Here is a 26,778-nt window from a genome sequence, read left to right as displayed (position 1 = left end):
GGGTGTGGGATCGAGTCTGAGGCTCGTTGCCTGTGGGATCGAGAGTGCCGGGCCTGTCAGCGGGCGACCCTGCGCGGGTTACCCCGCTCCGGGCTCATCCCGCTGCCCTCCCTGATGGCGGGCGGCGGTGGTGGCTGGGGGGATTAAGGGCGCGTTGCCTGTGTGATCGAGACAGTCGGGCCTGTCAGCGGGCGACCCTCCGCGGGTTACCCCGCTCCGGGCTCATCCCGCTGCCCTCCCTGATGGCGGGCATTCTCTTTGTCTGGTGATTTTCAGGGCTCGTTGGCTGTTTGATCGAGCTGGCCCTTTATCCGTTGATGCGGAGTTGGGGGTAGCGTTTGAGGCTGATGGCGCACCAGAGCAGGGAGCAGAGGCCGATGGCGCCGCCGACGTAGCCGATGCTGGCCATGTTCAGATGCAGGCTGACCTGGTTGCCGAGCAGCGCGCCGCCGCCGATGCCGATGTTGTAGATGCCGGAGAGCAGCGACATGGCGACGTCGGTGGCGTCGGGGGCCAGCGCCAGGACGCGCACCTGAACGGCGAGGCCAATGATCATCATCGCCATGCCCCAGATAATGCACAGCAGGGAGATGGAGAGGGTACTGGAGGCCGCCAGCCAGAGCAGGAACATGCTGCCGGTAATAAGGGCGATCGCGCCTGACAGGAAGGTAGCGGGATATTTATTGCCGTACAGGCTGAACAATATGCTGCCGACGATTCCGGCCGCGCCGAAAATTAACAGCAGGAAGGTGGTGAAGCCGCCGCTGATTGCCGCGACGTTTTGCATAAAGGGTTCGATATAGCTGTAAGCGGTATAATGTGCGGTGACGGTGACGGCAATCAGAATATAGAGGGCGACCAGCGCCGGGCGGCGGAACAGCATCGGTACGCTTTTGAGCGAGCCGGTGTGTTCGCTGGGCAGGCGCGGCAGCAGTTTTACCAGCAGTACCAGGGTTATCAGGGCCACTACGCCAATCGCTGCAAAGGTTATGCGCCAGCCGAGCAGCTGGCCGATCATGCGGCCAATCGGCAGGCCGAGGACCATCGCCAGCGCGGTGCCGGTGGCCAGCATGCTCAGCGCCTGGGTTTTCTTGCCGGGCGGGGCGACGCGGATCGCCAGCGAGGCGGTGATCGACCAGAAGATGGCGTGGGAAAAGGCGATGCCGATGCGCGAGACAACCAGCGTGGTGAAGTCCCAGGCCATTGACGACAGTACGTGGCTGGCGATAAACAGCACGAAGATGATGATTAACAGCAGGCGGCGCTCAACGTTACGCGTCAGCAGCATCATCGGCAGCGACATTAGCGCGACGATCCAGGCGTAGATGGTGAGCATCAGGCCGACCTGGGCGGTGGGCATGGCGAAGCTGGCGCCGATATCCGAGAGCAGGCCGACCGGCACAAATTCGGTGGTGTTAAATATAAACGCAGCAATAGCGAGCATGACCACGCGCAGCCAGGCGACTTTCCGGGAAACAGTTGATGATGGCATTTGAAGTTAGCGATGTGTTGAGAAAGTGTTAACTGTCATAAAGGGTGCACAGCAAATGTGGAGGTATTGTCTTTTATTTAGCAGGCAGATGACATCGAAAATTTAATAATTTTGTAAAGCAGCATCAAAACGTCAAATAAAAGAATAAATATTCGATAGCGGTGCTATTTTGACCTGCGATGGCGATGGCGATGGCGATGGCGATGGCGATGGCGATGGCGATGGCGATGGCGATGGCGATGGCGATGGCGATGGCGATGGCGAGCGTGAGTCAGCGCAACCTTTCAGGCAGAACGTTTGACGAAGCCGCCTTCAGTCGGCAGAATCGCGCGCAAAATCAGGCCGTTCAGGTCAATCGGGGAATAATAATGGCAAGTGCACTGGATAACGCGCTGTTGCAGGAGATCCTGCAGCAGGTCAGGCCGCTGATCGGGCAGGGCAAGGTCGCCGACTATATACCTGCGCTGGCGCAGGTGCCCGCCGACCGGCTGGGCATCGCGGTTTGCCTGCTGGATGGCACGGTGTACCAGGCTGGCGACGCGCTGGAGCGGTTTTCGATCCAGTCGATCTCTAAGGTGTTGTCCTTAACCCTGGCGTTAAGCCGCTACAGCGATCGTGAGATTGCGCAGCGGGTGGGCAAAGAGCCCTCCGGCCAGCCGTTTAACTCGCTGGTGCAGCTGGAGCTGGAGCAGGGTATTCCGCGCAACCCGTTCATTAACGCCGGTGCGCTGGTGGTGTGCGATATGCTGGAAACGCGTCTGACCGCGCCGCGCCAGCGCATGCTGGAGCTGGTGCGTGGCCTGACCGGGCAGGCTGACGTCAGTTACGACCGCATCGTGGCGCGATCGGAGTTTGACCACTCGGCGCGTAACGCGGCGATCGCCTGGCTGATGAAGGCGTTTGGCAACTTTGCCAACGACGTGCCGACGGTGCTGCAAACCTATTTCCACTACTGCGCGATGACGCTGAGCTGCGTCGAGCTGGCGCGCTGCTTTCTCTATCTGGCCAATGGCGGGCTGGGCCCGCAGGGCGAGGCGCTGCTGACGCCGAAGCAGACCCGCCAGGTCAACGCGCTAATGGTCACCAGCGGCATGTACGACGGTGCAGGTGAATTTGCCTGGCGCGTTGGCATGCCCGGTAAATCCGGCGTCGGCGGCGGCATCATTGCCGTGGTGCCCGGCGAGATGACCATTGCCGTCTGGTCGCCGGAGCTGGACAGCGCCGGAAACTCGCTGGCCGGCACCGCCGCGCTGGAGCTGCTGGCCGACCGCATCGGCCGCTCGATCTTTTGAGAGGGTTTAGCGGTGGCAAATCAGTCGGCAGAGGTTTCCGGTAAAAATCTTCGCTGATACTGACAATGCATAATAAATTGATTTCTTTTCAGCTAACGTTACAACAATAAACGGGATGGCAAGGTAAGCCAGCAGCCAACGTGGCTGTGATACCGCAGTAAGTTCTGCGGCATCACGAAACCCGTTATTCAGGCTGCATTATCCTGATACCGCGCTTCTGCAGGGCAAACACCACCAGTACCAGCATTAACCCCCACTCGACGCCGAGGGTGATGAGGATCGCCTGGCGATAGTCGTCGTGCGGCTGCAGCACGTGGCTGAATACCGCGCCGAGCAGCATCGGGCCGAGCCCCATCGCGGTCTGCTGCACGGTGGAGAGCACCGCGCTGCCGGCCCCGGCGTGGGTTTTCGGTACATCGGCGAGGCCGATGCGGTAGAAGCAGCTGACGATAAACGACTGACCGAAGCCAATCAGCGCGGTGGCCGGAGCGAGGGCGAGGATGCCGATCTGCGGCCAGCCGCGTTCCAGCGTCAGCATCAGCGCCAGCAGGCCGCTCATCTGAATGGCATAGCCGGCCAGCAGCGTGGCAACCTTACCCCAGCGCGCCACCATGCGGGTGGAGAGCATCGCGCCGATAAAGTAGGCGCTGCCCAGCGCGATAAAGGCGTTACCGGACTGGAACGGCGTCATGCCCAGCCCGGACTGCAGCGTCAGCGCCACCACAAACATAAAGCCGCTCCAGCAGGCGAAGAACAGCACGCCAATGGTCAGGCCGAAACGCACGCCGGGCAGGCGCAGCAGGGCGGGCGGCAGCAGCGGTGAACCGCCCCTGCGCTCCAGCCGTAACTCAACCTGCCACAGGCGGCCGAGCAGCAGCGGGAACAGCGCCAGCAGCGCGAGGCATGGCCATGACCAGTGCAGCAGCGGGCCGAGCGACAGCGAAATCAGCAGGCTGCCGGTGGCGGCGGCCAGCCAGAAGGTGCCGGCCCGGTCCAGCGCCACCCGGCGATCGTTACGGGTCTCCGGCAGGGTGCGCGTGGCCAGCAGCAGGATCGCCACGCAGAACGGGATATTAATCAGGAACACGCTGCGCCAGCCGAAGCCACCGGGATTGAGCTCAATCAGCGTGCCGCCCAGCACCTGACCGATGATAAACGCCAGCCCGCCAATGCCGCCGTACAGGCCCAGCGCGCGCGAATGTTCGCGGCCGTGCAGCGTCACGTGCAGCGTCGCCAGAATCTGCGGCACCACCAGCGCCGCGCCCACCCCCTGCAGCGCCCGCGCCAGCAGCAGCGTGGTAACGTTGGGGGCCAGCCCGCACAGCAGCGAGGAGAGGCCAAACAGCGTTACCCCCCAGATAAACACCCGGCGGCGGCCGAGGTTGTCGCCCAGCCGGCCGCCCATCGCCAGGCTGATGGCAAAGGCGATACCGTACAGCGCCACCATCAGCTCCAGCTGGATCGGCGAGGCGTGCAGCGAGGCGGACATTGCGTCCAGCGCTACGTTAACTATCGAAAAATCGATCATCGGCAACAGCTGACCCGCTAACAGCACCAGCAGTCCGCTGCGGCCGAGAGTGGTGGAATCATAACCGCTTTTCATGGTGTAAACCCTTGTGTTAATCAGTAACCGGGCTGAGAATAACGCTTTCTGAAACGGGTACCAGTTTTTGCTTATCATGGTATAAACACTACCCGCCTGCGTGGAGAACACCGAATGAGCGAAGCGATCCTGCCGGTCAGCGGCACTGAAAAAAACCGACAGCTGCTGGCGACCTTCCTGCGCAGCCGCCGCGAAAGCCTCGACCCGCAGCGGCTGGGGCTGCCGCGCCAGCGCAGCCGACGCACGCCGGGCCTGCGGCGGGAAGAGGTGGCGCAGCTGGCCGACGTGGGCGTCACCTGGTACACCTGGCTGGAGCAGGGCCGCGAGATTAAAGCCTCACCGAAAACGTTGGCGGCGATCGCTGCGGCGTTACAGTGTAACGAGGCCGAGACCCAGCACCTGTTCCGGCTGGCCGGGCATGAGTCACCGGCGAGGGAGCTGGCAAAAAGCTGTGAAGTGGTGTCGGCCCACGGCCAGATCCTGCTGGATTCTCTGCACCCGCTGCCGGCGATTATTCAGAGCAAACGTTTTGATATCATGGGCTATAACCAGGCCTGGTGCCGGCTGATGAATGTCGATCTGGAAAGCATCGCCCCGGAGGACCGCAACTGCATCCTGCTGGCCTTTACCCACCCTGACTGGCGGGCGGCGGTGGTTGACCAGGAGCAGCTGATGCCGCATATGGTGGCGCTGTTTCGCACCCAGATGGGCGAACACCATGACGACCCGCGCTGGCAGGAGTTGCTGGATCGCCTGCTGCGCGAGTCGGCAGAGTTTCGCCTGATGTGGCAGCGTTATGAAATTCGCGCGATTGATAACCATATTAAGCAGTTCCGCCACCCGCAGGCGGGCGTACTGACCCTGCGGCAGAATAACTGGTGGTCCGCGCCGCGCAACGGCGATCGTCTGCTGGTTTATATTCCCAATGACGAACAGAGCGCGGCGGCGCTGCAGCAGATTACCGCCTGAATCTGTCAGGACCGGTAATAATAAACTGTGCTAAATCATGGTGATGGTGATAATAGCCCATAGTGCTTAGTCACCATCTTCAAAAACGCGCCGCGCTTTGATATATTAGCGTTCTGAGTTATTTTTTATTTTATTGATTTTAAATGCTTTTTAATTCAATGCTTCATCCGTGGATGAACGGCAAAAAGCAAGGATCACCGCATGCTTGATAATCGTTTTCCCACCGCCTTACAGATGGTGCTCTGCATCGCTAAAGCGGACGGCGAAGATAAACGCTGTACCAGTAAAATGCTCGCCGATGGCCTTGAGGCTAACCCGAGCTTTGTACGCAAAATGATGGTGCCGCTGACCCGCGACGGTATTATCGTCTCTACGCTCGGCCGCAGCGGCACCATTCGCCTCGGGCGGCCTGCTGACCAGATCACCCTGTGTGATATTTACAGCGCGGTGATCGAAGATAAACCGCTGATGGCCTGCCGGCCGGAAGTGCCGGCGCGCTGCACGGTCAGCGCCAACGCCTGCTGGTACTTCAAAGAGCTGGCATGGGAAGCGGAACAGGCCTCGCTGGCGGTGCTGGCGAAACGAACCGTTGCCGAGGCATTGCGCGATATTCTGCAGCGCGGTGCACCAAAGACGCAGGATGACTGCGTGGCTGTCACCGAATAGCACTCCCTTAATCGTCCCGCTGCTGACGGCGGCGGGGCGCTCAACCCAATTTTAACTCTCCCTGCCTGGTCGATCCTTTTTCCCCTATCCATCGCTACTCGTTCGGCGCAACCTGCCCGTCAGAATTTAATGCAACAATAAAACTTGCATTATAGGCCCGGCTGACTTACTTTTATTAAAGTGCATTTTTGATTGATACTTTTTAGGGGAAGACCGATGAGCCATGATGACTTTATTCAGGATTTACTGCAGTGGATTGACGGCCACATTGAAGGCAAGATGGATTTAGACACCGTGGCTGCCCGCGCCGGTTACTCCAAATGGCACCTGCAGCGCATGTTTAAACAGCATACCGGCTATGCAATGGGTGAATACATTCGCGAACGTCGTCTGAAAAAATCCGCTGAACGCCTCGCCCGGGGCGGTGAGCCGATTCTGGATGTGGCGATCAGCTTTGGTTTTGATTCCCAGCAGTCGTTTAACCGCAGCTTTAAGCGCCAGTTTGGCCAGTCGCCGGGCGCATGGCGCCGTCAGGTACAGATTGCCGCGCACGCCTGATGACGCAGGGGCAGGTAAACCTGCCCCGTCATCGTCTTACTTCACTCTGGCTTATCGTTACCACTTCACCGTGCCGCGCTGCCAGGCGAGCGAGCGATCGCGGACCGCAAACAGCAGGGTGATCAGCGACGAGAACAGCAGCGCCATCACGATCAGCGCGCCGTACATATTGGCGTAGGCCGCCCAGCCCTGAGCCCACTGCAGATACCACCCCAGCCCGGATTTCACCCCCATCATCTCCGCCGCCACCAGCACGGAAAACGACGCCCCCAGCCCCATAAACAGCCCGACAAACACCTGCGGTAACGAGGCCGGGATCGCCACGCGCAATACCAGGAACAGCGTGCTGGCCCCCAGCGTGCGCGCCACGTCGTAGTAGCGCTGATCGACGCTGGCGACGCCAGACCAGGTGAGCACCGTCACCGGGAACCAGGTGGCCAGCGCGATCAGAAACACCGCCGCCGAAAAGCTGGAGGGGAAGAAGTAGAGCGCCAGCGGCAGCAGCGCGGTGGAGGGTACCGGGCCGAGGAAGCGCAGCACCGGGTGCACCCAGTAGCCCAGCCCGCGCGACCAGCCGATCGCCACCCCGGTCACAAAGCCGCTCAGGCTGCCAAACACAAACCCCAGCGCCAGCAGCCGCATCGAGTTCAGCACGCTGTCGCCCAGCCGGTACCAGTCGGTAGCGTATGCTTCGACCAGCGCCCGCGGTGGCGCAAAAAACGGCACCGGCAGCAGCGCCAGCTTGGCAGTGACGATCTCCCAGACGGCGAACAGCAGCGCCAGCGCCACCAGCCAGCGCGCGCCGCGCAGCAGCGGTGCCAGCAGGCGCGGCAGCGCCAGCAGCCGCCCGGCCAGCACCGTCAGGCTCAGCGCGGCGGCCAGCACCACAAAGACCTGATGGGTCTCGGTGACAAAACGCGGTGCGGCAAAGCCGACCGGCTTATCCGGCCAGAGGATCATCAGCGCGGCCAGCCCCCACCAGGCGGCCGCGGCCAGCAGCAGGGTGGCCGACAGGTGCACCGGCGGGTCGCGGCGCGTCAGCGGGGAGGCAAGGGTTTCACTGGACATCACGACTCCTTATGCGCTGTGGTGGGCGTGTTCGCCCTGGCCGCCAAGCAGGTCCGGCACGTAGTGCTCGGCAAACTTCTGCGCGTCGGTGTCTTCGCGGATCACCTTAATGGTTTTCAGCTCATTGACGTAGATCGCCACCTCTTTGCGCAGCTGCGCGCCGCTGGAGTGGTGGGCGTGGGTGTGCTCGCTGAGCATCGCGGCGATGTCATCCGCTGACACGTTGCCCGGCACAAACGGGGCGAAGATCTTCGCCGATTCCGCCGGGTGATCGGCCGTCCACTGCTGGGCGTCGATAATCGCCTGGCTGATCGCCTGCGCGACCTTCGGGTTATCGCGCACCAGCGAACCGCGCAGGCCCAGCACGCAGCAGGTCAGGTTGCTGTACTCGCCGTTGAGGTTGTTATCCACCTCCACCAGCCCGTCGCGTTTCTTAATCAGCCAGCCCTGCGGATCGTCGGTGGCCAGCGCCTGTACTTCCCCCTTGCGCAGCGCCTCGCCGAACAGGTCGGCCGGGTACTGTACCCAGTTCACCTGGGTATCCGGGTCGATACCCAGTTTCGCCAGCTGGATGGCAAAGAAGTTACGGATCGGGCTTGCCTGGTCGGTCACCGCCACGCTTTTGCCCACCAGATCGCGCACGCTGTTGATGCCGCTGTCTTTCGGTGCCAGCAGGCGCATACAGCCGCCGTGGGTACCAACGGTAAGATCAACGTCAAAGCCCTGCTCCAGCGGCTTCAGCCAGCGTAATGCCATGCCGATACCGCCGTCCGCCTTGCCGGTGGCGATCGCCTGCAGCAGGGCGTCGGTCGGGCCGCTGAAGTTCACCGGCTCGACGTTCAGCCCGTACTTCTTAAAGAAACCCTGCTTCAGCGCCACCGAGATCGGCGACTGACACACCGCCGTCTGGCCCCATGCCAGCTTCACCGTGGTCAGCTTCTCGTCACTGCCCGCCGCCCATACCGGTAGCGAGGGTGCCAGCACCAGTCCTGCCCCTGCCACACCCAGAGTCTGAATAAAGTTACGACGCGAAACACCGCGAGAAAGAGTCATGCTGTTTATCCCTTTTGGCTGAATTATCACCGCACTATGACAACATTTTCCGCCGGTCTGAAATAACAATCCCGCATGTGGAAATGCAAAATCACGTTATCTGGCGCGCTGTAAACCTTTGCCACTATTGGTATTTCACCCGGCAGCAAAAAAACGGAATAGTCAGCGTGTATCCGTTAATGAGGTGAACCAATGGCAGTAGCAGAGCAGAGAGAAAACCCGGCCGGTCTGGCGCTGAACGTTAACCAGGTCAGCCATGCGTTCCATCTGCAGGGCGAAAGCCTGGCGGTGCTGGATAACGTCTCGCTGCAGGTGGCACCGGGGGAGTTTGTCGCGCTGCTTGGCCCCTCCGGCTGCGGTAAATCGACGCTGCTGCGGCTGGTGGCCGGGCTGGATCAAGCCTCGCAAGGCGAGATTCTGGAGGACGATCGGCCGCTGACCGCGCCGCACCCCAGCCGGGTGGTGGTGTTTCAGGACCCGACGCTGTACCCGTGGCGGCGCGTCTGGCGCAACGTGGCGCTTGGCCTGCAGACCCGCGGTGCGCTGACCCCGGCTGGGCGCGAACGCATTGATACCACGCTGGAGAAAGTCGGCCTCAGCCAGTTCGCCAACGCCTGGCCGCATCAGCTCTCCGGCGGCATGGCGCAGCGTGCGGCGCTGGCGCGGGCGCTGGTCAACCATCCGCGCCTGCTGATCCTCGACGAGCCGCTGGGCAAGCTCGACTCGCTGACCCGTATCCGCATGCAGCAGGAGCTGGTGGCGCTGTGGCGCGAGCAGCGTTTTACCACGCTGATGGTCACCCACGACGTGGAAGAGGCGCTGCTGATGGCCAACCGGGTGGTGATCTTCAGCCCGCGCCCGGCGCGCATTATCGAAACGATTACCGTCGACCTGCCTTACCCGCGTCGCCGCAACGATCCGCGGCTGGTGGAACTGCGCGCCCGTGCACTGGCGCTGCTGGGTGCTGAACTCACTGAGGAGCCTGAGTATGACTATTCATAATTCGATCGCCGAACTGGTGGGCAATACGCCGCTGTTGCGCCTGAACCGCTTTATCGCGCAGTTCGCGCTGCCGGCGGAGATCCTTGCCAAGCTGGAGTATTTCAATCCCAACCACAGCGTTAAGGACCGCATTGCGCTGGCGATGATCGAAGAGGCGGAACGCAGCGGCAAACTGAAACCGGGTGACACCATCGCCGACACCACCAGCGGTAATACCGGCATCGGCCTGGCGGCGATCGCGGCGGCGAAAGGCTATCCGTTCCGGGTTTATCTGCACGACCGGCTGAGCGAGGAGCGCTTTCAGATCCTGCGCGCGCTGGGCGCGGAGGTGATCCCGTACAGCCAGGTCGAGGGCTTCCGCGAGATCCTCGAAAACTGCGACGGTGATTTTGTGGCGGCGGCGCGCTGGCTGGCGCAGAACGTGATTACCCGCCAGCCTAACGTGTTCCACGCCGCGCAGCTGGAGAACCCGGCTAACCCGGGCGCGCACCGGCTGACCACCGGCCCGGAGATCTGGCAGCAGACCGCCGGGCAGCTGGATATCGTCATCGTAGCGGTCGGCACCGGCGGCACCATCTCCGGCGTCGGTCAGTATCTGAAGCAGCAGAACCCGGCGATCAAAATTATCGCCGTCGAACCGGGGCCGCACTCTGTTCCGGCCGCAGGGCGGGAAGATATCCGTGAACTGACCGGCGTCCACGCCTTCAGCGGTGTGCTGCCGGAGCGCATCCCCCCCAACCTGAATCTGTCGATTATTGATGAAGCGATTGCCGTTGAGTCCTGGCAGGCCACCGAGGCCGCCCGCGCCGTGGCGCAGAGCGACGGCATCCTGATCGGTGAATCCGCCGGCGGCGTGCTGTGGGCGGCGCGGGAAGTGGCGCAGCGCCCGGAGAACCACGGCAAACGCATTGTTACCCTGCTGGCCGATAGCGGCCTCAGCTACCTCTCCACCGACCTGTTTAACCACAACCTGACCATTGGTCAGCTGCAGGTCAACGCACTGTTACACAACCCGGCGATCCAGAACGCCTCGTGAAATGATGTTAAGGGAACAGTTATGAGCCAGATTACCTCTCTGCCGATTCTTGATTTATCCGAGCTGGATGGCGATGCCGCCCGCCAGCAGGCGTTCTTCGACAAGCTGAGCTTCGCCGCGCGCGAAGTGGGCTTTTTCTACCTGATTAACCACGGCGTGGACGCGGCGCTCTCTGCGCAGGTGCAGCAGCTGTCGCGCCAGTTTTTTGCGCTGCCGGATGAGGAAAAACAGCAGGTTGCCATGCTGCACTCGCCGCATTTTCGCGGCTACAACCGCGCCGGTTCCGAACTCACCCGCAGCCAGCCGGACTGGCGGGAGCAGTTCGACATCGGCGCCGAACGCCAGCCGCTGCCGGTGCAGGCGGGTGACGCCGGCTGGAAACGGCTGCAGGGGCCAAACCAGTGGCCGCAGGCGCTGCCGGATCTGAAACCGGTACTGCTGGCCTGGCAGCAGGCGATGACGCAGATGTCGCTGCGCCTGCTGCGCGCCTTCGCCCGGGCGCTGGATCTGGCCCCCGATGCCTTCGACCCGCTGTATGGCGATAAGCCCAACGAACATATCAAACTGATCCGTTATCCCGGCCAGACCGCCGGCACCTCCAGCCAGGGGGTGGGAGCGCACAAGGACTCCGGCTTCCTCAGCTTCCTGCTGCAGGACAACCAGCGCGGCCTGCAGGTGGAGGTTGAGCCGGACCGCTGGGTGGATGCGCTGCCGCTGCAGGGGGCCTTTGTGGTCAATATCGGCGAGCTGCTGGAGCTGGCAAGTAACGGCTACCTGCGGGCGACCGTCCACCGGGTGGTGGCACCGCCGGCCAATAAAGATCGCCTGTCGATCGCCTTCTTCCTCGGCGCACAGCTGGACGCAACCATTCCGGTTTATCAGCTGGCGCCGGAAATTGCCCGCCTGGCGCTGGGGCCGGCCAGCGACCCGCGTAACCCGCTGCTGCGCGACGTCGGCTGGAACTACCTGAAAGGCCGCCTGCGTTCGCACCCGGACGTTGCCGCGCGCTGGTATGACCAGTTACAACAACAACAACCCCAACACACCGCTTAATCTTAAGGAACCGCAATGACTACAGGCTTCACTTCGTTCCCGCTGGCCGGCATCGCGTTATCTGTTGCATTCGCCTTCAGCGCCCAGGCTGAGACGCTGCGCGTGGCCGCCGACCCGGTGCCGCACGCTGAAATCCTTAACTTTGTAAAAAAGAGCGATCCGCAGCTGGATCTGAAAATCATCGAGCTGACCAGCGGCATTAACGCCAACGAACTGCTGGCGCACGGCGACGTCGACGCTAACTACTTCCAGCACGTGCCGTATCTGAAAGAGCAGGAAAAAGCGCTGGGGCAGACATTTGTTGTCGCCGCCACGGTGCATATTGAACCGCTGGGTATCTATTCGCGCAAAGTGAAAACCCTGCAGGCGGTACCGGACGGTGCCACGGTGGCGGTGCCGAATAACGTCACCAACCTCAGCCGTTCGCTCTATCTGCTGCAGAAAGAGGGGCTGATCAAACTTAAGGCGGGCTACAACGATCCCTCAAAAAATCAGGCCACGCCGAAAGATATCGCTGAGAACCCCAAACATCTGAAAATTCTGGAAGTGGAATCGCCGCAGATCCCGCGCACGCTGGATGACGTGCAGCTGGCGGTGATCAACGGCAACTACGCGCTGGAAGCGGGGTTAACCCCGGCGAAGGACGCGCTGGGACTGGAGAGCGCGGTTAATAACCCGTACGCCAATATTCTGGTCACCACGCCGAAGCTGGCTAACGACCCACGCATTAAGCAGCTGGCGAAAGATCTGGAGTCAACGCAGGTGGCCGGGTTTATTCAGCAGAACTATAACGGTTCGGTGATCCCGGTAGCAGGTAAATAGGATGATTGTCCTCGACGGGGTCACCAAACGCTATGCTGCCGGGCAACCGCCGGCGCTGGATAACGTCTCGCTGCGTATCCCCGACGGGGCCATTTACGGCATTCTCGGCCGCAGCGGGGCAGGGAAAAGCACCCTGATCCGCTGCCTTAATCTGCTGGAGCGCCCGGACAGCGGGCGCGTACAGGTGGAGGGGGCTGACATCATGCAGCTGGACGATCGCGCGTTGCGACAGCAGCGTCAGCGCAGCGGCATGATTTTTCAGCACTTTAACCTGCTGCATTCACGCAGCGTTGCCGCCAATGTGGCGGTGCCGCTGGAGATCGCCGGTGTGAAACGCCCTGAGCGGGAGGCACGGGTCAGCGAATTACTGGCGCTGGTCGGCCTGACTGAGAAAGCCCGCGCCTTTCCCTCACAGCTTTCCGGAGGCCAGCAGCAGCGGGTGGGTATTGCCCGCGCGCTGGCCGCCAGACCGGACTACCTGCTGTGCGATGAGGCCACCAGCGCGCTGGACAGCGAGACTACCGCCTCGGTGCTGGCGCTGTTACAGCAGATTAACCAGCGGTTCGGGCTGACCATCGTGATGATCACCCATCAGCTGGAGGTGGTGAAAGCCATCTGCGATCACGCCGCGCTGCTGGAGCAGGGGCGGGTGGTGGAGAGCGGAGCGTTGAGCAACCTGCTCAGGCAGCCGGACTCATTGCTGCGTAACGCGCTGCTGCACGATGAACAGGCCGAACTGCGCTTTCTTCAGCGGCACGGCATTGCCGCAGGCGTGGAACCTTTCGCCCGGGCGACCGGCGCTGAACGGACCGGCCACGCTCAAGCGCCGGAAGGCTGGCCGTTAACTCAGGAAGTGAACTATGCGCGGTAGTCTCGATATCAACGAACTGTGGCAGCTGATGGCGCAGGCCACGCTGGAAACCCTCTATATGGTGGCGCTGGCCGGGGTATTTACCCTGCTGTTCGGGCTGCCGCTGGGCGTGCTGCTGTTTATCAGCCGCCGTGGCGGCATCCTGCCGCTGCCACGGGTCAATGCGCTGATCGGCACCCTGGTCAATATCGGCCGCTCGCTGCCGTTTGTGGTGCTGCTGATTGCGCTGATCCCCTTTACCCGACTGGTGGTCGGCACGACGCTCGGCAGCAGCGCGGCGGTGGTGCCGATTACGCTCGGCGCGGTGCCGTTCTTTGCCCGCATTGTTGAGAGCGCGCTGGATGAGGTGGCGAAAGGGCGCATTGAAGCGATCCTGTCGATGGGCGGCAGCGGCTGGCACGTGATCAGCAAAGTGCTGCTGCCGGAAGCACTGCCCGCGCTGCTGGCCGGCGTGACGCTGACGCTGGTGATGCTGATTGGCTTCTCCTCCATGGCCGGGGTGATCGGCGGCGGCGGGCTGGGTGACCTGGCGATCCGCTACGGCTACCAGCGATTTAATCAGCCGGTGATGATCGGCACGGTGGTGGTGCTGGTGTTGCTGGTGCAAATCGTGCAGATGACCGGAGACCGGCTGGTAAGACGGCTGGCGCACCGCCGTTAAAGCAGCCCAAAGCGCGGCTGGCGGTGTATACTGTCTGAATTGGTTACACTTTTGCTATCAGACAGGACAGGACGTGTCATGGAAATACGCAATGCCAGCCAGGCGCACTGGTGTCAGGCCGCCAGCTACGGCCTGATTTTAATCGCACTGTTTGCCATCTTCCCGCTGCGGCTGTTGCCGTGTTTTCTCGCCGGATTTATCGTCTATGAGATCATTCTGGCGCTGACGCCGCTGGTGGAGCGGCTGGTAAAGGGGCCGATCGCCCGCTGGATCAGCATCCTGTTCCTCAGCGTGGTGATTATCCTCGCGCTGGTCACCGGCATTACGAAGATCATCACCTTCCTGCTGCATGATTTCCAGAACCCGGCGCAGTTCCACGCCACCGCCACCAAGCTGCTGGTTGACGCCCAGCACACGCTTTCGCCGGTGATCACCCGCTATCTGCCGTCGGATATCGATGAGCTGCAGCACCAGGTGGTGACCTGGCTGCGCGAACACCTGGTGGTGGTGCAGACCTTTGGCCGCAACGCCGCCCATACCTTTGCCACCATGCTGATCGGCATGCTGCTCGGGGCGATTATCTCGCTGCGGCCTGCCTCAATATTCCGCTCCGACGCGCCGCTGAAAGAGGCGCTGCTGGACCGGCTGACCAACCTGGCCGCTGCGTTCCATAACGTAGTGTTTGCCCAGATTAAAGTCTCGCTGGTGAACACGGTGCTGACCTGTGGCTTCCTGTTTGGCGTACTGCCGCTGTTCGGACTGCACTTCCCGTTCGCCAAAACGGTGGTGGTGCTGACCTTTGTTGCCGGGCTGTTGCCGATTATCGGCAACCTGATCTCCAATACGGTGATTGTGCTGATCGGCCTGTCGATCTCGCTGGAAGCCGCGCTGATCGCGCTGGTCTACCTGATCCTGATCCACAAGCTGGAGTACTTTATTAACGCGCGTATCTTCGGCACCCGTATCAGCGCCAAAACCTGGGAGATCCTGCTGGCGATGCTGGTGTTTGAATCGGCCTTTGGCCTGGCCGGGGTGGTGGCCGCCCCGGTTTATTACGCCTACCTGAAAAGCGAGCTGCGCGAGGCGAAGCTGATCTGACGCCGGGCGGGCACTTTGCCCGCTTATCCATCGTTCAGACCTTATGATGCCACTGTTTTTATTTAGAAGTCGTCCCTTCGCGATGCGACAGCCTGTTATAAGGCGTATTGCTCTGCATCCTGCCTGGCCGTAGCAGGCCAGGGGCGCCTAAGGCTGTATTGCGCTAACGGTGCCGCGAAAGAGTTCATCCTGGTTTTTTACATTACGTCCGCAAATCTGAAGAGTTCGGGGTTAGGTTACATTGTCACTTTTTAGCTCGTTTTTACACCAGGTTCTGGCGGCGATGCCATTATTTATGCTGATCGCGCTGGGCTGGCTGCTGGTGCGCTGGCGCAACTGGCCGGAGACCATTACCACCGCCCTTAACCGGGTGGTGTTCCGCCTGGCGCTGCCGGCGATGCTGTTCCGCCTGATGTGCGACTTTAGCGCCGGCCCGGCGGTGGACGTGCGCCTGCTGCTGGCTTTCTTTGGCGGCTGCCTGCTGGTATTTATCATCGGTCGCCTGATCGCCAGCCGGGTATTTAAGCTCGACGGCGTGGCCGGCTCGGTATTTGCCCTCGGCGGTATTTTTTCCAATAACGTGCTGCTGGGTATTCCGGTGGCGAAGGTGATGATCGGCGACCAGGCGATGCCGTCGGTGGCGCTGGTGCTGGTATTTAACGGCCTGCTGCTGTGGACGCTGGCCACCGCCTCGGTCGAGTGGTACAGGCACGGATCGCTCTCCGTGAAGGGCATCGGTAAAACGACCGCCAGCGTGCTGCGCAACCCGCTGATTATCGGCATCCTCTCCGGCACCGCCTTCAGCTTCAGCGGCCTGACCCTGCCGGCAATCATCGACCGGCCGCTGACGATGATCGGTCAGATTGCCGTACCGCTGGCGCTGATCGCCCTTGGCATGAGCCTGGCGGTGTATCGCATCCGCGACGGGCTGGCCATCAGCTACACCCTCAGCGCGATTAAGCTTGTCGTGATGCCGCTGGTGGTGTGGGCGCTGGCCGCGCTGCTCGGCCTGCCGCCGCTGGAGAGCAAAGTGGTGGTGCTGCTGGCATCGATGTCGGTCGGGGTGAATGTGTATCTTATGTCGCAGCAGTTCAACGCTCTGGTCGGCCCGGCCGCCGCCAGCATGCTGATCACCACCGTTTTTTCGGCAATTACCACGCCAGTTCTGATACTTACGATGGATGGGGTGTATGGGTGACAGGGGCATGGTGCTGTTGCAAGGCATAACCTGCCCATTCCGCACGACCGATGCCAAACCGAACCGGTCAAAGAGGTAGAGTAGACAGCGGTATTTTTCAGTTAAGGATATGTATGTTGTCTGCGATAGGGATGCTGCTAACCGCCGTCTATGCGATAGCGTTGACGGTGGTGATATCATTTTCCAGTCTCAAACCGGTGACCAGCTGTGCTGAGTTAGGTCTGTTTTTGGTCGGCGTTTTCTCACCGCCTGTGTTTCTGTGGCTTTATCTGGTGAATCTACAGCAACAGAAACAACTGAGGCAGATTAACAGGGTGATTGATCTGCTGATTTCCGAACGTTGTTGTGCTGAGATAATTAACACCTCCGGGACACCTGCAGCCCCGGACCTGAATGAATGACGGACAGGGTGCGTACATTTATCCGCTAACGAGCGAGGTGGATGCTGCACAACCCGCTGGTGATGGTTAGCCAGCCTGATGATCGATATCGTCAGGACAGAGCCGTTGAAGGAGGAGAAGTTAATAGTTTGCATCGAATCGCTTAACCCGGACTGATGGCCGTTTAAGCGATCCGATCACCGGCGATATTATTTACCCAGCAGTTCCCTGCGGACAATATCAGCACCGGCGCTCAGGGCCATCATTTTGCCTTTGGCGATACGGCGGGATAACGGGATCATGCCACAGTTGGTCGCCGGGTAGAGCTTGTCGGCATCGACAAACTGCAGGGCCTTGCGCAGCGTGTCGGCTACTTCTTCCGGCGTTTCAATGATGTTGGTGGCCACGTCAATCGCACCGACCATCACTTTTTTACCGCGAATCAGCTCAATCAGGTCCATCGGCACGTGGGAGTTCTGGCACTCCAGCGAGACGATATCAATGCTCGATTTCTGCAGTTTCGGGAAGATCTCTTCGTACTGGCGCCACTCTGAACCCAGCGTCTTTTTCCAGTCGGTATTGGCTTTGATGCCGTAGCCGTAGCAGATATGCACCGCAGTTTCGCACTTAAGCCCTTCAACGGCTCTTTCCAGCGCGGCGATGCCCCAGTCGTTAACCTCGTCAAAGAAGACGTTAAACGCCGGCTCGTCGAACTGAATAATATCAACGCCCGCCGCTTCTAACTCTTTGGCTTCCTGATTCAGAATTTTGGCAAATTCCCAGGCCAGCTTTTCACGGCTCTGGTAGTGGTGGTCATACAGCGTGTCGATCATCGTCATCGGGCCGGGCAGGGCCCACTTGATCGGCTGCGTGGTTTGCTGGCGTAAGAACTTCGCATCTTCAACAAACACGGACTTCTGGCGGGATACGGCACCCACCACCGTCGGCACGCTGGCTTCGTAGCGGTTGCGAATTTTAACGGTCTTACGATTTTCAAAATCAACGCCGTCAAGGTGCTCAATAAAGGTGGTGACAAAGTGCTGACGCGTTTGCTCCCCGTCGCTGACGATATCAATGCCGGAACGCAGCTGATCTTCCAGACACAAACGCAGGGCGTCCAGCTTTCCGTCAGTCAGTTCCTGTCCCTGCAGTTTCCACGGCGACCAGAGTTGCTCAGGCTCTGCCAGCCATGAAGGCTTAGGTAAGCTGCCGGCGGTCGAGGTGGGTAATAACTTTTTCATAATAATAAAGACCTTATAATTTTAGCCGATCAGGCAGCGTAGTTAGCAGACCACTGCTCAAGAATGTGCTGGTACGGTTTAATGAAGTTCTCTTCAGTAAATTTACCCTGTTCAACGGCCAGCTGGCTGCGCTCCACGCGATCGTAAACAATGCGGGTTAAGGAGTGATCCAGGTGGTTCAGGCTTGGCTGATAGACTTCTCCTGCTGCCGAGTTTGCGTTGTAAATCTCAGGGCGATAGATCTTCTGGAACGTCTCCATGGTGCTGATGGTGCTAATCAGCTCAAGATCGGTGTAATCGTTCAGCAGATCGCCGTTGAAGTAGAAGGCTAACGGCGCGGCGCTGCCTTTAGGCATAAAGTAGCGCGCCTGCAGACCCATTTTATTGAAGTAGTGATCGGTCAGGGACAGCGCATCCTGCTGGTATTCGAAGCCCAGCACCGGGTGCTCGAAGTCAGTGCGCTGATAGACGTTTTTACTGGATACGCTCAGGCAGATAACCGGGGCTTTATTAAAGTTGGTTTTATAGACATCCGAATTAACGAAACATTTAAATAAATTACCGTGCAAATCACCAAAGTTGGCTGGCGTGCTGAATCCGGCATTGCTCTTATTATGCTCAGACAATAAGACGCTGAAATCATAATCGCGAACGTAAGAAGAGAAGTTGTTGCCGACAATCCCTTCGGTACGCTGCCTGGTTTTTTTATCAACGATATGAGTCTTCAGGATTTCAATCGCCGGAAAGGTTTTGCCATTGCCTTCGATATCAATCTCAACGGAAACGATCTCAATGTCCACAGAATAACGATCTGATGTTGGATTATCCCAGTGCGCCAGGGTATTGAAACGGTTATTAATCATCACCAGCGTGTTGCGCAGGTTCTCCTGGCGTTTCTCACCGCGGGCCAGATTGGCGAAGTTGGTGGTAATGCGCGTATTTTCGGATGGGTTGTAATCTTCATCAAAGCTGATGCGTTTAACAGTAAAGGCAAATTCTGTATTCATATTAATCGGTATCCTGAGTCTGATATAAAACCTGAATTAATTTCTTGCTTTTCAGGATTTTTAAATTTTGTCTTTATCACCCAGTAGTCTTGCTGTAGGCTACTGTTAATAACATGATGTTATTTATGCCAGAGTTGTGACTTGAGTAAAAGTGATTAAATTTCACAGCAACATGAGCGTTCTTCATGATCGTGGTGAGAGACGCCATCAGCGCTAAGTTGTTGATGTAACTGCGGCGTTTTAGCGGCACAGACTGCGCTGAACAGCCTGGTAAAGCCTGAATGAATTTACGTCAGCTGTGAGAGACAGGCGGGCGCTGGCCCTGACGGGGCGAAGCGTGACATAAGCGATATCAGGCAGTGGTGTGCGTAGTCGTTACTGCCTGAGCGTAGGTTTGAATCCTACCCTGAGCTTTTTGTGAACGACCCACCCATAGATTGAACTGAACCCATAAAGTCGGGCGTTTTTTACGCCTCACACTGCTATTCAACCACGCTTGTGACTTCCCTTTACCGCCTCACGCCGTTAGGATCGCCGATAATTTTACTGACGGGAAGCGGGATATGAAAAAGATTGGCTGGCTGCTGGCCGCGTGTTTAGGTATTTCTGCCTGCGATTCAGGTTCGTCTCAGGCCGATATTGAGCAGAAGGCGAGGGCCGGTGACAGCAGTGCGCAGGTCGAACTTTACCGGCTGTATCACTCCGGGCAGGCGCGCGGAGGCTCTAACCACGCTGAGGCAATGAAGTGGCTGAACAAAGCCGCGCAGGGCAACAACGCCGAGGCGCAGTATATGCTGGGCGTTATCTACTCGTCCGCTGAGTCGGGTGAAGCCAAAGACAACAACGCGGCCGCAGCCTGGTTTGAAAAATCGATCGAAAACGGCGGCAAGCCGGCCCTGTTACCGGCGGCAGTGTTCTTTAAGAACGGCTGGGGCGTCGAAAAGGATGAGGTCAGAGCTTTTGCTTATCTGCTGCTTGCTCAGCAGTTCGACAATAAAAAGGCTTTTTCTCAGGACGCCATCTTTCGCGGCGCGTTAACGCAACAGCAAAGGGACAACTCCGCAGCGCTGGCGCAGGAGATTAAGCAGAAGTATTACCCGCAGCCTTAGTTATCCCGCTGAAAACCCTGCATCCGCGGGGTTTTCAGTTTGATGCAGCAGAATTGGCTGGCTGTCATCTCCAGGTCTGAACTTTCTGCCTTCTGATAACGTCGCCCGGCGGCCTTTAATTTTAACCGCTTTACAGCCAGTAATCAGCCAGATACCCACGGGAATGACAAAACCCAACAAATCCCTTCAGGTAATTTTTATCTCAGCGTGTTAGAGTGGGCGTTCAATACATGACCGGAACAGCTTTATGGACACCGGATTTTACTGGATTGGAACGGGGTTATCTAAACCTCAGGTTTGGTTTTACCGTCATCAAAGCGGATTCTTCAAACCTGCTAATGCCGTACCTATGACACTGACCCGATTTGAAGCAGAAGGGTTTAAATTTCTTAGCGAAAAACTGACCTTTCCTCATTTCTGACCGGAGCCGCCACAGGGCGGTTTTTTTCTGCCCGTCGCCATTTTGCCCTTACCGATAAATTTCACCAATCTGAGCAACACGTACAACCTGTTGGGCTTTCATAACCCGCTGCCACATAATTACGGCATGACAACTTATCGCGTAAGAGTAGGGTTCCACAACCCGTCAGCCCTGACCTTCAGGCAGCTGGATGAGATCTTTGCGCCACAGCATATCGTACGTTGCGCAAAGCGGGGCGGCACGTTCCGCTATTTTATGGATTACCACTATGAGAGCGAAGAGAAGGACGTCTGCTCGGTCTGCGAACTGGCGTACAGCCACGCCTGCAGGGTGAAGAAATGTCCGCTGGTGCTGGTTGAAGAGCTGGCGCCCCCATCGGAGAGTTATTGATTAAGCAAAGTCTGACCTTAACTAAGCGTGTTGTCGGGCGGGTAGTTTAAGAGGTTTACCTGCATCGCTCGACGGCAGCCAGTCGCGGATTTACCGAGCAAACCGGCAGGGTGAGGGGCAACGATGTTTATAACGCAATCCTTATTAGTTACAACATACATATTACCCTCAATAAAGAGAGTGCTTCGGCAGCGGCGGTGTTAATTTCTGGCTAAGCAGGTTTTAATGGCCCGTTTAGCCAGCAAAGGGAAAACCGCGCCCTCGCTGGCCTTGGTTTATATCGTCAGCCTCTGACCGTTGAGTTCAGCTGAATTCGCCAGCAGAGCGTGTTACTCGGCCAAGGTTCGTTCAGCATGCAGGCGCCGTAATGTCGCCTGGCCGAAGCTGCCTGAACCGATCCCTTAGCGCCGCAAAGTCCCCTTAACCTCATGCGGCTCCGAACGCAGATACTGTGGAGCAACGCGAACCTGTGCATCAAGCGCGGCCGCTGCGTGCCATGGCCAGCGTGGGTTATAGAGGATGCCGCGCGCCAGCGCTACCAGGTCGGCGTCGCCGTCCTGCAGCACCGCCTCAGCCTGATGCGGGTCAGTAATCAGCCCAACGCCAATCACCGGGATAGATACCTGCTCACGGATGGCGCGGGCAAACGGCAGCTGATAGCCCGGCCCGACGCTGATGGCCTGAGCGGGGGAGAGGCCGCCGCTGGAGATATGCAGATAATCACAGTTCAGCGCCTGCAGGCGCTGGCTGAAGACGATCGACTGTTCCACGTCCCAGCCGCCCTCCACCCAGTCGGTGGCCGACAGGCGTGCGCCAACCGCGACCGCTGAAGGGACCGCTTCGCGCACGGCCTGGAACACTTCCAGCGGGAAGCGCATGCGGTTTTCCAGCGAACCACCGTACTCGTCGCTGCGCTGATTGCTCAGCGGCGACAGGAACTGGTGCAGCAGGTAGCCGTGCGCGGCGTGGATCTCAATCAGTTCAATGCCCAGCCGCACCGCGCGCAGGGCGCTATCGACGAAGGCCTGTTTTACCGCGGCCAGACCGGCAAGGCTCAGTTCTGCAGGCGGTGCATCACCATCGGTAAACGGCAGCGCCGATGGGGCCACCGTCTGCCAGCCACCGCGATCGCTGGCCAGCTGCTGACCGCCCTCCCAGGGCACCTCGCTGGAGGCCTTGCGCCCGGCGTGGCCTAGCTGAATGCCAAGGCGAATGGGCGACCAGCGGCGAATATCGCCAATTACCTCGCCCAGCGCGGCTTCAGTGGCGTCATCCCACAGCCCGAGATCGCCGGAGGAGATGCGCCCGATCGCTTCGACGGCGCTGGCCTCTATGATCAGCAGCCCGGCACCGGAGAGCGCCAGCTGGCCAAGGTGAATACGGTGCCATGAGGTGGCAAGACCGTTCTCAGCGGAATACTGACACATCGGCGCAATCACGATGCGGTTTTCAAGTTCAAGCTTACCAATGCGTGTCGGACTGAACAGTTGACTCATTACTACCTCATATCTCTGAAGGATTTCTCATAATCGGTCGTGCGCAAGGCGGGTCGATTCAGGATTAAGCGTAAACCTAAAAGAGTGCATCTGCTGCCAGCCACCATTAATGATGGTCGCAGGGTGCGAACGTCTTACTCACTCACAGAGGGGATGGTAATCAATCCAGAGTATGAAGCGTAAAGCGCTGTGTGCTGAGCGCTGGCAGCCCGCTGTGTTATGTCATTGCCGGCTGGCATATGCACAACAGAACTGCATAACGTCATCGCGTAACAGCAAAATCTAAACGGTATGCCGTATGCGGAGATGGGACAAGCGCCGCTGTAGGTGTCTTTACAGTGGTTTACATTTTACGGGTTAATCTTATCAGTGACAGAAAAATGTGACTTAACTCAATTTAAAAACAGTCACTTAAAGAAGAGCGATCTTATTGCCTGTGGTCAGCTGTTAACCTTCAACGTCGTCAGTGGTCATGAAATTGTCATAAACGCCATCGATACTGCGCTGCGAAAACTGCAACAAAATTAAACATATCAACAATCTTTGCAATGATTTGTTGTGATGAAATTTTACACGGAGAGTCTCATGGTTAATCAACACACCCCCGCCAGCGCCACCGGTCTGTTTCGCAAACGTTACCTTGCCTTGTGCATGTTATCGGTCACCGGCGTTAGCGTCGCGCAGCCGGCACTGGCGACTGAAACCAAAGCGAAAAACGTGATCGTGATGATTAACGACGGGGCGGGCTGGGGGACCTGGGATGCCACGGCCTACTGGCAGTACGGTGCACGTGATAAAACGCCGTACGCCGGTTTCCCGGTGAAGTTTGCCATGACCACTTTCCCACTGAACGCGTCGAAAAAAGCCACCCATAATGCCGACTCGCTGGTTAACTATGACCCGCAGAAAGCCTGGGACATCACACCGGACGCGGCGAACAAAGATCTGCCGTTCAAAGGTTACGAATACCTGGCCACCGAGCCGACCGACAGTGCCGCGGCCGGCACCGCGCTGGCTTCAGGGATCAAAACCTACAACAACGCCATCAACTACGACAATAACGGCAAGCCGGTTGATTTCGTTACTCTTGTCGCAAAAGCGCAGGGTAAAGCCACCGGCGTGGTCACCAGCGTGCCGTTCTCCCACGCCACGCCCGCCGCGTTTGGCGCTCAGAACGCCTCGCGTAACGATTACCACGCAATCGCCCGCCAGATGCTGACCGAAGGCAAACTGGATCTGATTATGGGTACCGGCCTGCCGGGCTTTAACGTCAACGGCACCGCCTGTGACAAACTGGCGAAGGACGAATCGGAGGTTGGCTGTGGCAAAGACGCTAACAGCTATCTGGCTAAAGAGGAGTGGGACGCCCTGCAGGCAGGCAAACTCACCCCGGAAAACGCCACCAGCCCGTGGAAAGTGTTGCGCAGCAGCGAAGAGTTCAGCCAGCTGGCCAGCGGTGCCCTGAAATACGATGGTCCGCTGATCGGCTCGCCTGACGTTGCGCCTAACGGCACCCTGCAGCAGGGCCGTCAGGCCGCCTTTACCGGCAAAGACAGCACCACGCCGTCCGGCGATGCTTATATCCGCAGCGTGCCTACGCTGGCCACCATGACCGAGGGTGCTATCCGGCACCTGAGCAAAAACGGCAACGGCTTCTTCGTCATGGTTGAAGGCGGAGCCACCGACTGGGCGGCGCACACCAGCAACGCCTGTACCGGCAAGGGCGACTGGGGTAACTCTTACAACCCGAACTGTACCGGCGTGGAGTATGGTCGCCTGATTGAAGAGACCGCCGACTTCAACAACGCGGTAAGCGCCGTGGTTAACTGGGTAGAGAAGAACAGCAGCTGGGAAGAAACGCTGCTGATCGTTACCACCGATCACGACAACGGCATGCCGATGGGTGCGGACGCGCAGAAAACCGCCTTCGAAGCGGTGGCGAATAAAGGCAAAGGGCAGATGCCCGGCATCTCCTTCCGCCCGACCGGCAACCACTCTAACGCGCTGGTACCGCTGTGGGCCAAAGGCGCGGGTTCTGCAGCCTTCGCTGCCCGGGTTCAGGGCACCGATGCCGGTTATGCCAGATACGTGGGCCTCAGTAACGGCGCGTATATCGATAACACCGATGTGTTCAAAGTGGTGAAAGCCGCGCTGGAAGGATCGGCGGTTGAGAAAATCGCGCGGTAACTCTGCAACGTTCCATCCTTTTCCTGAAACCGGCCACCGTGCCGGTTTTTTTATTTAGCGTGAGCTGAGTTGAGAAATTGCACTAATCCTGTTGCGGGCAAATCGTATGTTTCATTATTATCTCGACGTGGACTAATCATTCCATTTTATACTCATCCGAACCTCTTGCCCGCGGAGAAGAATAATGAAACATCTTAAAAAGTTAGTACTGGTGGCTGCCCTGGGTTTTTCCGCGTCGACGCTGGCCGAAACCATCGGCGTATCGATGGCCTACTTTGATCAGAACTTCCTCACCATCATTCGTCAGGCGATCGATAAAGAGGCCAAAGAGCGCGGCATCAAAGTGCAGTTTGAGGATGCTCGTGGTGATGTGGGCCGTCAGACCGACCAGGTGCAGAGCTTTATCAGCGCCGGGGTGGACGCGATTATCGTCGATCCGGTCAACTCCGCCGGCACCCCGGCGATGACCAGACTGGTAAGCGCGGCGAAGATCCCGCTGGTCTACGTAAACCGCACGCCGGGCGACGTGAAGCTGCCGCCGGGCGTGGTATTTGTCGGCTCCGATGAGAAGCAGTCCGGTACCCTGCAGATGGAGGAGCTGGCCCGCCAGGCCAACTATCAGGGCAATGTGGCGGTGATGATCGGTAACCTGAGCGATGCCGGCGCGGTGCAGCGCACCAAAGATGTCGAACTGGTGGTGGCTAAGTATCCAAAAATGAAGGTTGTCCTGAAGCAAACCGCTAACTACTCGCGTAACGAGGGCATGGATCTGATGCTCAACTGGCTGACCAACGGTGAGCAGGTGGATATCGTTGCCGCCAACAACGATGAGATGGCGATCGGCGCGATTATGGCGCTGCAGCAGGCCGGTAAGAAAGACAGCAAAATTCTGATCGGCGGCATTGATGCCACCCCGGACGGCCTGAAGGCGCTGGCCTCCGGCAAAATGCAGGTCACGGTATTCCAGGATGCGGTCGGGCAGGGCAAAGCCTCGGTGGACGTCGCCCAGCGGATGATCAAGGGTGAGAAACTCGACTCGTACCACTGGATCCCGTTTGAGCTGGTCACCAAAGAGAATATGAAAAAATACGAAGAGATGTGATTTTCGGTCATCATGGCGGAAAAAAGTTGTTATCGTTCTAGTGCAAAGGGGCCTCTGGCCCCTTTTTTCACAGCGATGCACCACAGGAATACACCATGAGTAAGAAACTGATTATCGCTGGCGTGGTGGCACTTATCGCCACTTACGCCGGGCTGCGTCAGCCCGACGGGCAGACTTCTCATTCAGCCACGGGAACAATGGCGGATACCGCGGCGAGGTCAACCCATTCGGGCTCGGCCTCCCGCGCGGAAAGAACGGAACCCGCTGGTTACGGCTCGGTAGCCAGTGGCGCTGGCGGGGAAAACGAGCGTGGATCAGCAGCGGGCAGTCCGGCCGCCACTATCGATCGGCTTACCGCTGAATCGCGGGTGGCCAACTATATTCAGCAGCATCAGCGGCTGCCGGACTACTATATCCGCAAGTCGGCGGCGCGCAGACAGGGCTGGGACCCGGCAAAAGGTAACCTGTGTCAGGTGCTGCCGGGGCGGGCGATCGGCGGCGATCGCTTCAGCAACCGCGAGGGCGGGCTGCCGGAGAAAAGCGGCCGCAGCTGGTATGAAGCCGACGTCAACTATCAGTGCGGGCGGCGCGGCGCCGACCGGCTGCTGTACTCCAGCGACGGGCTGATCTTCGTCACCCGCGATCACTATCGCCACTTTGAACAGGTGAAATAAGATGCGTGAAGAACGCTTTGATCTCAGCGAGGTCGCGGACGCCGCCGATTTTTATCGCCAGTTTGCCGCGCGTTTTGAGCTGAATTACTTCGGTAACAATCTTGATGCGCTGTGGGATGTGCTGACCGGTCAGCTTAATCTGCCGCTGCGGGTTACCCTGTGCCATCTGCAGCAACACCCACAGCGGCCGGCGCTGGCGAGGATAGTGCAGGTGATGCAGGAAGCAGAAGCGGAGACCGACGGGGCCTTTTGCATCTGTAACGATGAGGGCTGAATTGCTCGTACCTGGTGTGGAGCGGTCAGCAGATATCGGAATACCGTCATCTGCT

General features: G+C 59.0%; 27 protein-coding genes. 20 read left to right on the top strand and 7 right to left on the bottom strand.

Annotation, left to right across the window (positions count from 1 at the left end):
- Positions 1–307: 307 nt before the first annotated feature.
- Positions 308–1,492: a sugar transporter gene (locus GKQ23_RS12365; protein WP_212411484.1), complete on the bottom strand. Its 1,185-nt coding sequence runs from the start codon at positions 1,490–1,492 to the stop codon at positions 308–310.
- Between the two features lie 368 nt (positions 1,493–1,860).
- Here GKQ23_RS12365 and glsB point away from each other — a divergent pair, with 368 nt between their 5' ends.
- Complete coding sequence (glsB, locus tag GKQ23_RS12360) at positions 1,861–2,784, top strand: glutaminase B (protein WP_212411777.1); 924 nt, start codon at positions 1,861–1,863, stop codon at positions 2,782–2,784.
- A gap of 184 nt (positions 2,785–2,968) precedes the next feature.
- Here glsB and GKQ23_RS12355 read toward each other — a convergent pair whose 3' ends face one another.
- Entirely contained in the window at positions 2,969–4,387 is a 1,419-nt protein-coding gene (locus GKQ23_RS12355; RefSeq protein WP_212411476.1) for an MFS transporter, read from the bottom strand.
- Between the two features lie 114 nt (positions 4,388–4,501).
- On the opposite strand from GKQ23_RS12355, the gene GKQ23_RS12350 reads away from it, so the two are divergent.
- The 3 genes from GKQ23_RS12350 (at position 4,502) to GKQ23_RS12340 (ending at position 6,580) form a co-directional block, all read left to right on the top strand.
- Positions 4,502–5,356 carry a helix-turn-helix transcriptional regulator gene (locus GKQ23_RS12350; RefSeq protein WP_056238053.1) on the top strand — a complete coding sequence of 285 codons (855 nt, stop codon included), beginning with the start codon at positions 4,502–4,504 and terminating at the stop codon, positions 5,354–5,356.
- A gap of 201 nt (positions 5,357–5,557) precedes the next feature.
- Positions 5,558–6,022 (top strand): Rrf2 family transcriptional regulator, encoded by a 465-nt coding sequence (locus GKQ23_RS12345; protein ID WP_056238051.1) that lies wholly within the window; start codon positions 5,558–5,560, stop codon positions 6,020–6,022.
- A 216-nt stretch (positions 6,023–6,238) separates the two neighbouring features.
- A complete protein-coding gene (locus tag GKQ23_RS12340; protein WP_056238049.1) occupies positions 6,239–6,580 on the top strand; it encodes a helix-turn-helix domain-containing protein in 342 nt (113 codons plus the stop codon).
- A 57-nt stretch (positions 6,581–6,637) separates the two neighbouring features.
- Here GKQ23_RS12340 and GKQ23_RS12335 read toward each other — a convergent pair whose 3' ends face one another.
- Both GKQ23_RS12335 and GKQ23_RS12330 read right to left on the bottom strand, forming a co-directional pair.
- Positions 6,638–7,648, bottom strand: a complete 1,011-nt coding sequence (locus GKQ23_RS12335; RefSeq protein WP_212411467.1) for an ABC transporter permease — start codon at positions 7,646–7,648, stop codon at positions 6,638–6,640.
- A 9-nt stretch (positions 7,649–7,657) separates the two neighbouring features.
- Positions 7,658–8,701 carry an ABC transporter substrate-binding protein gene (locus tag GKQ23_RS12330; RefSeq protein ID WP_212411465.1) on the bottom strand — a complete coding sequence of 348 codons (1,044 nt, stop codon included), beginning with the start codon at positions 8,699–8,701 and terminating at the stop codon, positions 7,658–7,660.
- A gap of 192 nt (positions 8,702–8,893) precedes the next feature.
- On the opposite strand from GKQ23_RS12330, the gene GKQ23_RS12325 reads away from it, so the two are divergent.
- The 9 genes from GKQ23_RS12325 to GKQ23_RS12285 all read left to right on the top strand — a co-directional run bounded on the left by GKQ23_RS12325 (position 8,894) and on the right by GKQ23_RS12285 (position 16,843).
- The gene (locus tag GKQ23_RS12325; RefSeq protein ID WP_212411463.1) at positions 8,894–9,703 is read left to right on the top strand and encodes an ABC transporter ATP-binding protein; all 810 of its coding nucleotides are present in this window, start codon (positions 8,894–8,896) and stop codon (positions 9,701–9,703) included.
- Positions 9,690–10,739 (top strand): PLP-dependent cysteine synthase family protein, encoded by a 1,050-nt coding sequence (locus tag GKQ23_RS12320; protein WP_212411461.1) that lies wholly within the window; start codon positions 9,690–9,692, stop codon positions 10,737–10,739. Before GKQ23_RS12325 ends, GKQ23_RS12320 begins: the two co-directional genes overlap by 14 nt.
- 21 nt (positions 10,740–10,760) lie before the next feature.
- On the top strand, positions 10,761–11,792 hold the full coding sequence (locus GKQ23_RS12315) for an isopenicillin N synthase family oxygenase (protein ID WP_212411459.1): 1,032 nt from the start codon (positions 10,761–10,763) through the stop codon (positions 11,790–11,792).
- A gap of 15 nt (positions 11,793–11,807) precedes the next feature.
- Complete coding sequence (locus tag GKQ23_RS12310) at positions 11,808–12,614, top strand: MetQ/NlpA family ABC transporter substrate-binding protein (protein ID WP_212411439.1); 807 nt, start codon at positions 11,808–11,810, stop codon at positions 12,612–12,614.
- A gap of 1 nt (position 12,615) precedes the next feature.
- The gene (locus GKQ23_RS12305) at positions 12,616–13,485 is read left to right on the top strand and encodes a methionine ABC transporter ATP-binding protein (RefSeq protein WP_212411437.1); all 870 of its coding nucleotides are present in this window, start codon (positions 12,616–12,618) and stop codon (positions 13,483–13,485) included.
- The gene (locus GKQ23_RS12300) at positions 13,475–14,146 is read left to right on the top strand and encodes a methionine ABC transporter permease (protein ID WP_212411435.1); all 672 of its coding nucleotides are present in this window, start codon (positions 13,475–13,477) and stop codon (positions 14,144–14,146) included. Before GKQ23_RS12305 ends, GKQ23_RS12300 begins: the two co-directional genes overlap by 11 nt.
- Positions 14,147–14,224: 78 nt before the next feature.
- Positions 14,225–15,244 (top strand): AI-2E family transporter, encoded by a 1,020-nt coding sequence (locus tag GKQ23_RS12295; protein WP_212411433.1) that lies wholly within the window; start codon positions 14,225–14,227, stop codon positions 15,242–15,244.
- Between the two features lie 283 nt (positions 15,245–15,527).
- Positions 15,528–16,442, top strand: coding sequence for an AEC family transporter (locus tag GKQ23_RS12290; protein ID WP_212411426.1), 915 nt, complete (start codon positions 15,528–15,530; stop codon positions 16,440–16,442).
- A gap of 113 nt (positions 16,443–16,555) precedes the next feature.
- Positions 16,556–16,843: a hypothetical protein gene (locus GKQ23_RS12285; protein ID WP_212411424.1), complete on the top strand. Its 288-nt coding sequence runs from the start codon at positions 16,556–16,558 to the stop codon at positions 16,841–16,843.
- A gap of 188 nt (positions 16,844–17,031) precedes the next feature.
- Here GKQ23_RS12285 and GKQ23_RS12280 read toward each other — a convergent pair whose 3' ends face one another.
- A complete protein-coding gene (locus GKQ23_RS12280) occupies positions 17,032–18,063 on the bottom strand; it encodes a methionine synthase (protein ID WP_212411422.1) in 1,032 nt (343 codons plus the stop codon).
- A 29-nt stretch (positions 18,064–18,092) separates the two neighbouring features.
- Positions 18,093–19,070: a DUF1852 domain-containing protein gene (locus tag GKQ23_RS12275; RefSeq protein WP_101506381.1), complete on the bottom strand. Its 978-nt coding sequence runs from the start codon at positions 19,068–19,070 to the stop codon at positions 18,093–18,095.
- Between the two features lie 563 nt (positions 19,071–19,633).
- Here GKQ23_RS12275 and GKQ23_RS12270 point away from each other — a divergent pair.
- The 3 genes from GKQ23_RS12270 to GKQ23_RS12260 all read left to right on the top strand — a co-directional run bounded on the left by GKQ23_RS12270 (position 19,634) and on the right by GKQ23_RS12260 (position 20,990).
- Complete coding sequence (locus GKQ23_RS12270; protein WP_212411420.1) at positions 19,634–20,179, top strand: tetratricopeptide repeat protein; 546 nt, start codon at positions 19,634–19,636, stop codon at positions 20,177–20,179.
- A gap of 247 nt (positions 20,180–20,426) precedes the next feature.
- The gene (locus GKQ23_RS12265; protein WP_156365603.1) at positions 20,427–20,600 is read left to right on the top strand and encodes a hypothetical protein; all 174 of its coding nucleotides are present in this window, start codon (positions 20,427–20,429) and stop codon (positions 20,598–20,600) included.
- A gap of 126 nt (positions 20,601–20,726) precedes the next feature.
- On the top strand, positions 20,727–20,990 hold the full coding sequence (locus tag GKQ23_RS12260) for a hypothetical protein (RefSeq protein WP_056238015.1): 264 nt from the start codon (positions 20,727–20,729) through the stop codon (positions 20,988–20,990).
- A 401-nt stretch (positions 20,991–21,391) separates the two neighbouring features.
- On the opposite strand, the gene GKQ23_RS12255 is transcribed toward GKQ23_RS12260, so the two are convergent.
- Complete coding sequence (locus GKQ23_RS12255; RefSeq protein ID WP_212411418.1) at positions 21,392–22,486, bottom strand: NADH:flavin oxidoreductase/NADH oxidase; 1,095 nt, start codon at positions 22,484–22,486, stop codon at positions 21,392–21,394.
- Positions 22,487–23,071: 585 nt separating this feature from the next.
- Between GKQ23_RS12255 and GKQ23_RS12250 the strand changes: the two genes are divergently transcribed.
- The 4 genes from GKQ23_RS12250 to GKQ23_RS12235 all read left to right on the top strand — a co-directional run bounded on the left by GKQ23_RS12250 (position 23,072) and on the right by GKQ23_RS12235 (position 26,723).
- Positions 23,072–24,673 (top strand): alkaline phosphatase, encoded by a 1,602-nt coding sequence (locus tag GKQ23_RS12250; protein WP_249168514.1) that lies wholly within the window; start codon positions 23,072–23,074, stop codon positions 24,671–24,673.
- Positions 24,674–24,857: 184 nt separating this feature from the next.
- Complete coding sequence (locus GKQ23_RS12245) at positions 24,858–25,775, top strand: sugar ABC transporter substrate-binding protein (protein WP_212411410.1); 918 nt, start codon at positions 24,858–24,860, stop codon at positions 25,773–25,775.
- A 197-nt stretch (positions 25,776–25,972) separates the two neighbouring features.
- Entirely contained in the window at positions 25,973–26,449 is a 477-nt protein-coding gene (locus tag GKQ23_RS12240) for a ribonuclease domain-containing protein (protein WP_212411774.1), read from the top strand.
- 1 nt (position 26,450) lies between these two features.
- Entirely contained in the window at positions 26,451–26,723 is a 273-nt protein-coding gene (locus tag GKQ23_RS12235) for a barstar family protein (protein WP_212411408.1), read from the top strand.
- Positions 26,724–26,778: the final 55 nt, after the last annotated feature.

Source organism: Erwinia sp. E602, assembly GCF_018141005.1.
GTDB lineage: Bacteria > Pseudomonadota > Gammaproteobacteria > Enterobacterales > Enterobacteriaceae > Erwinia.
Note: the sequence above shows the minus strand (reverse complement) of the source record. Positions and strands in the feature narration are given on the sequence as shown.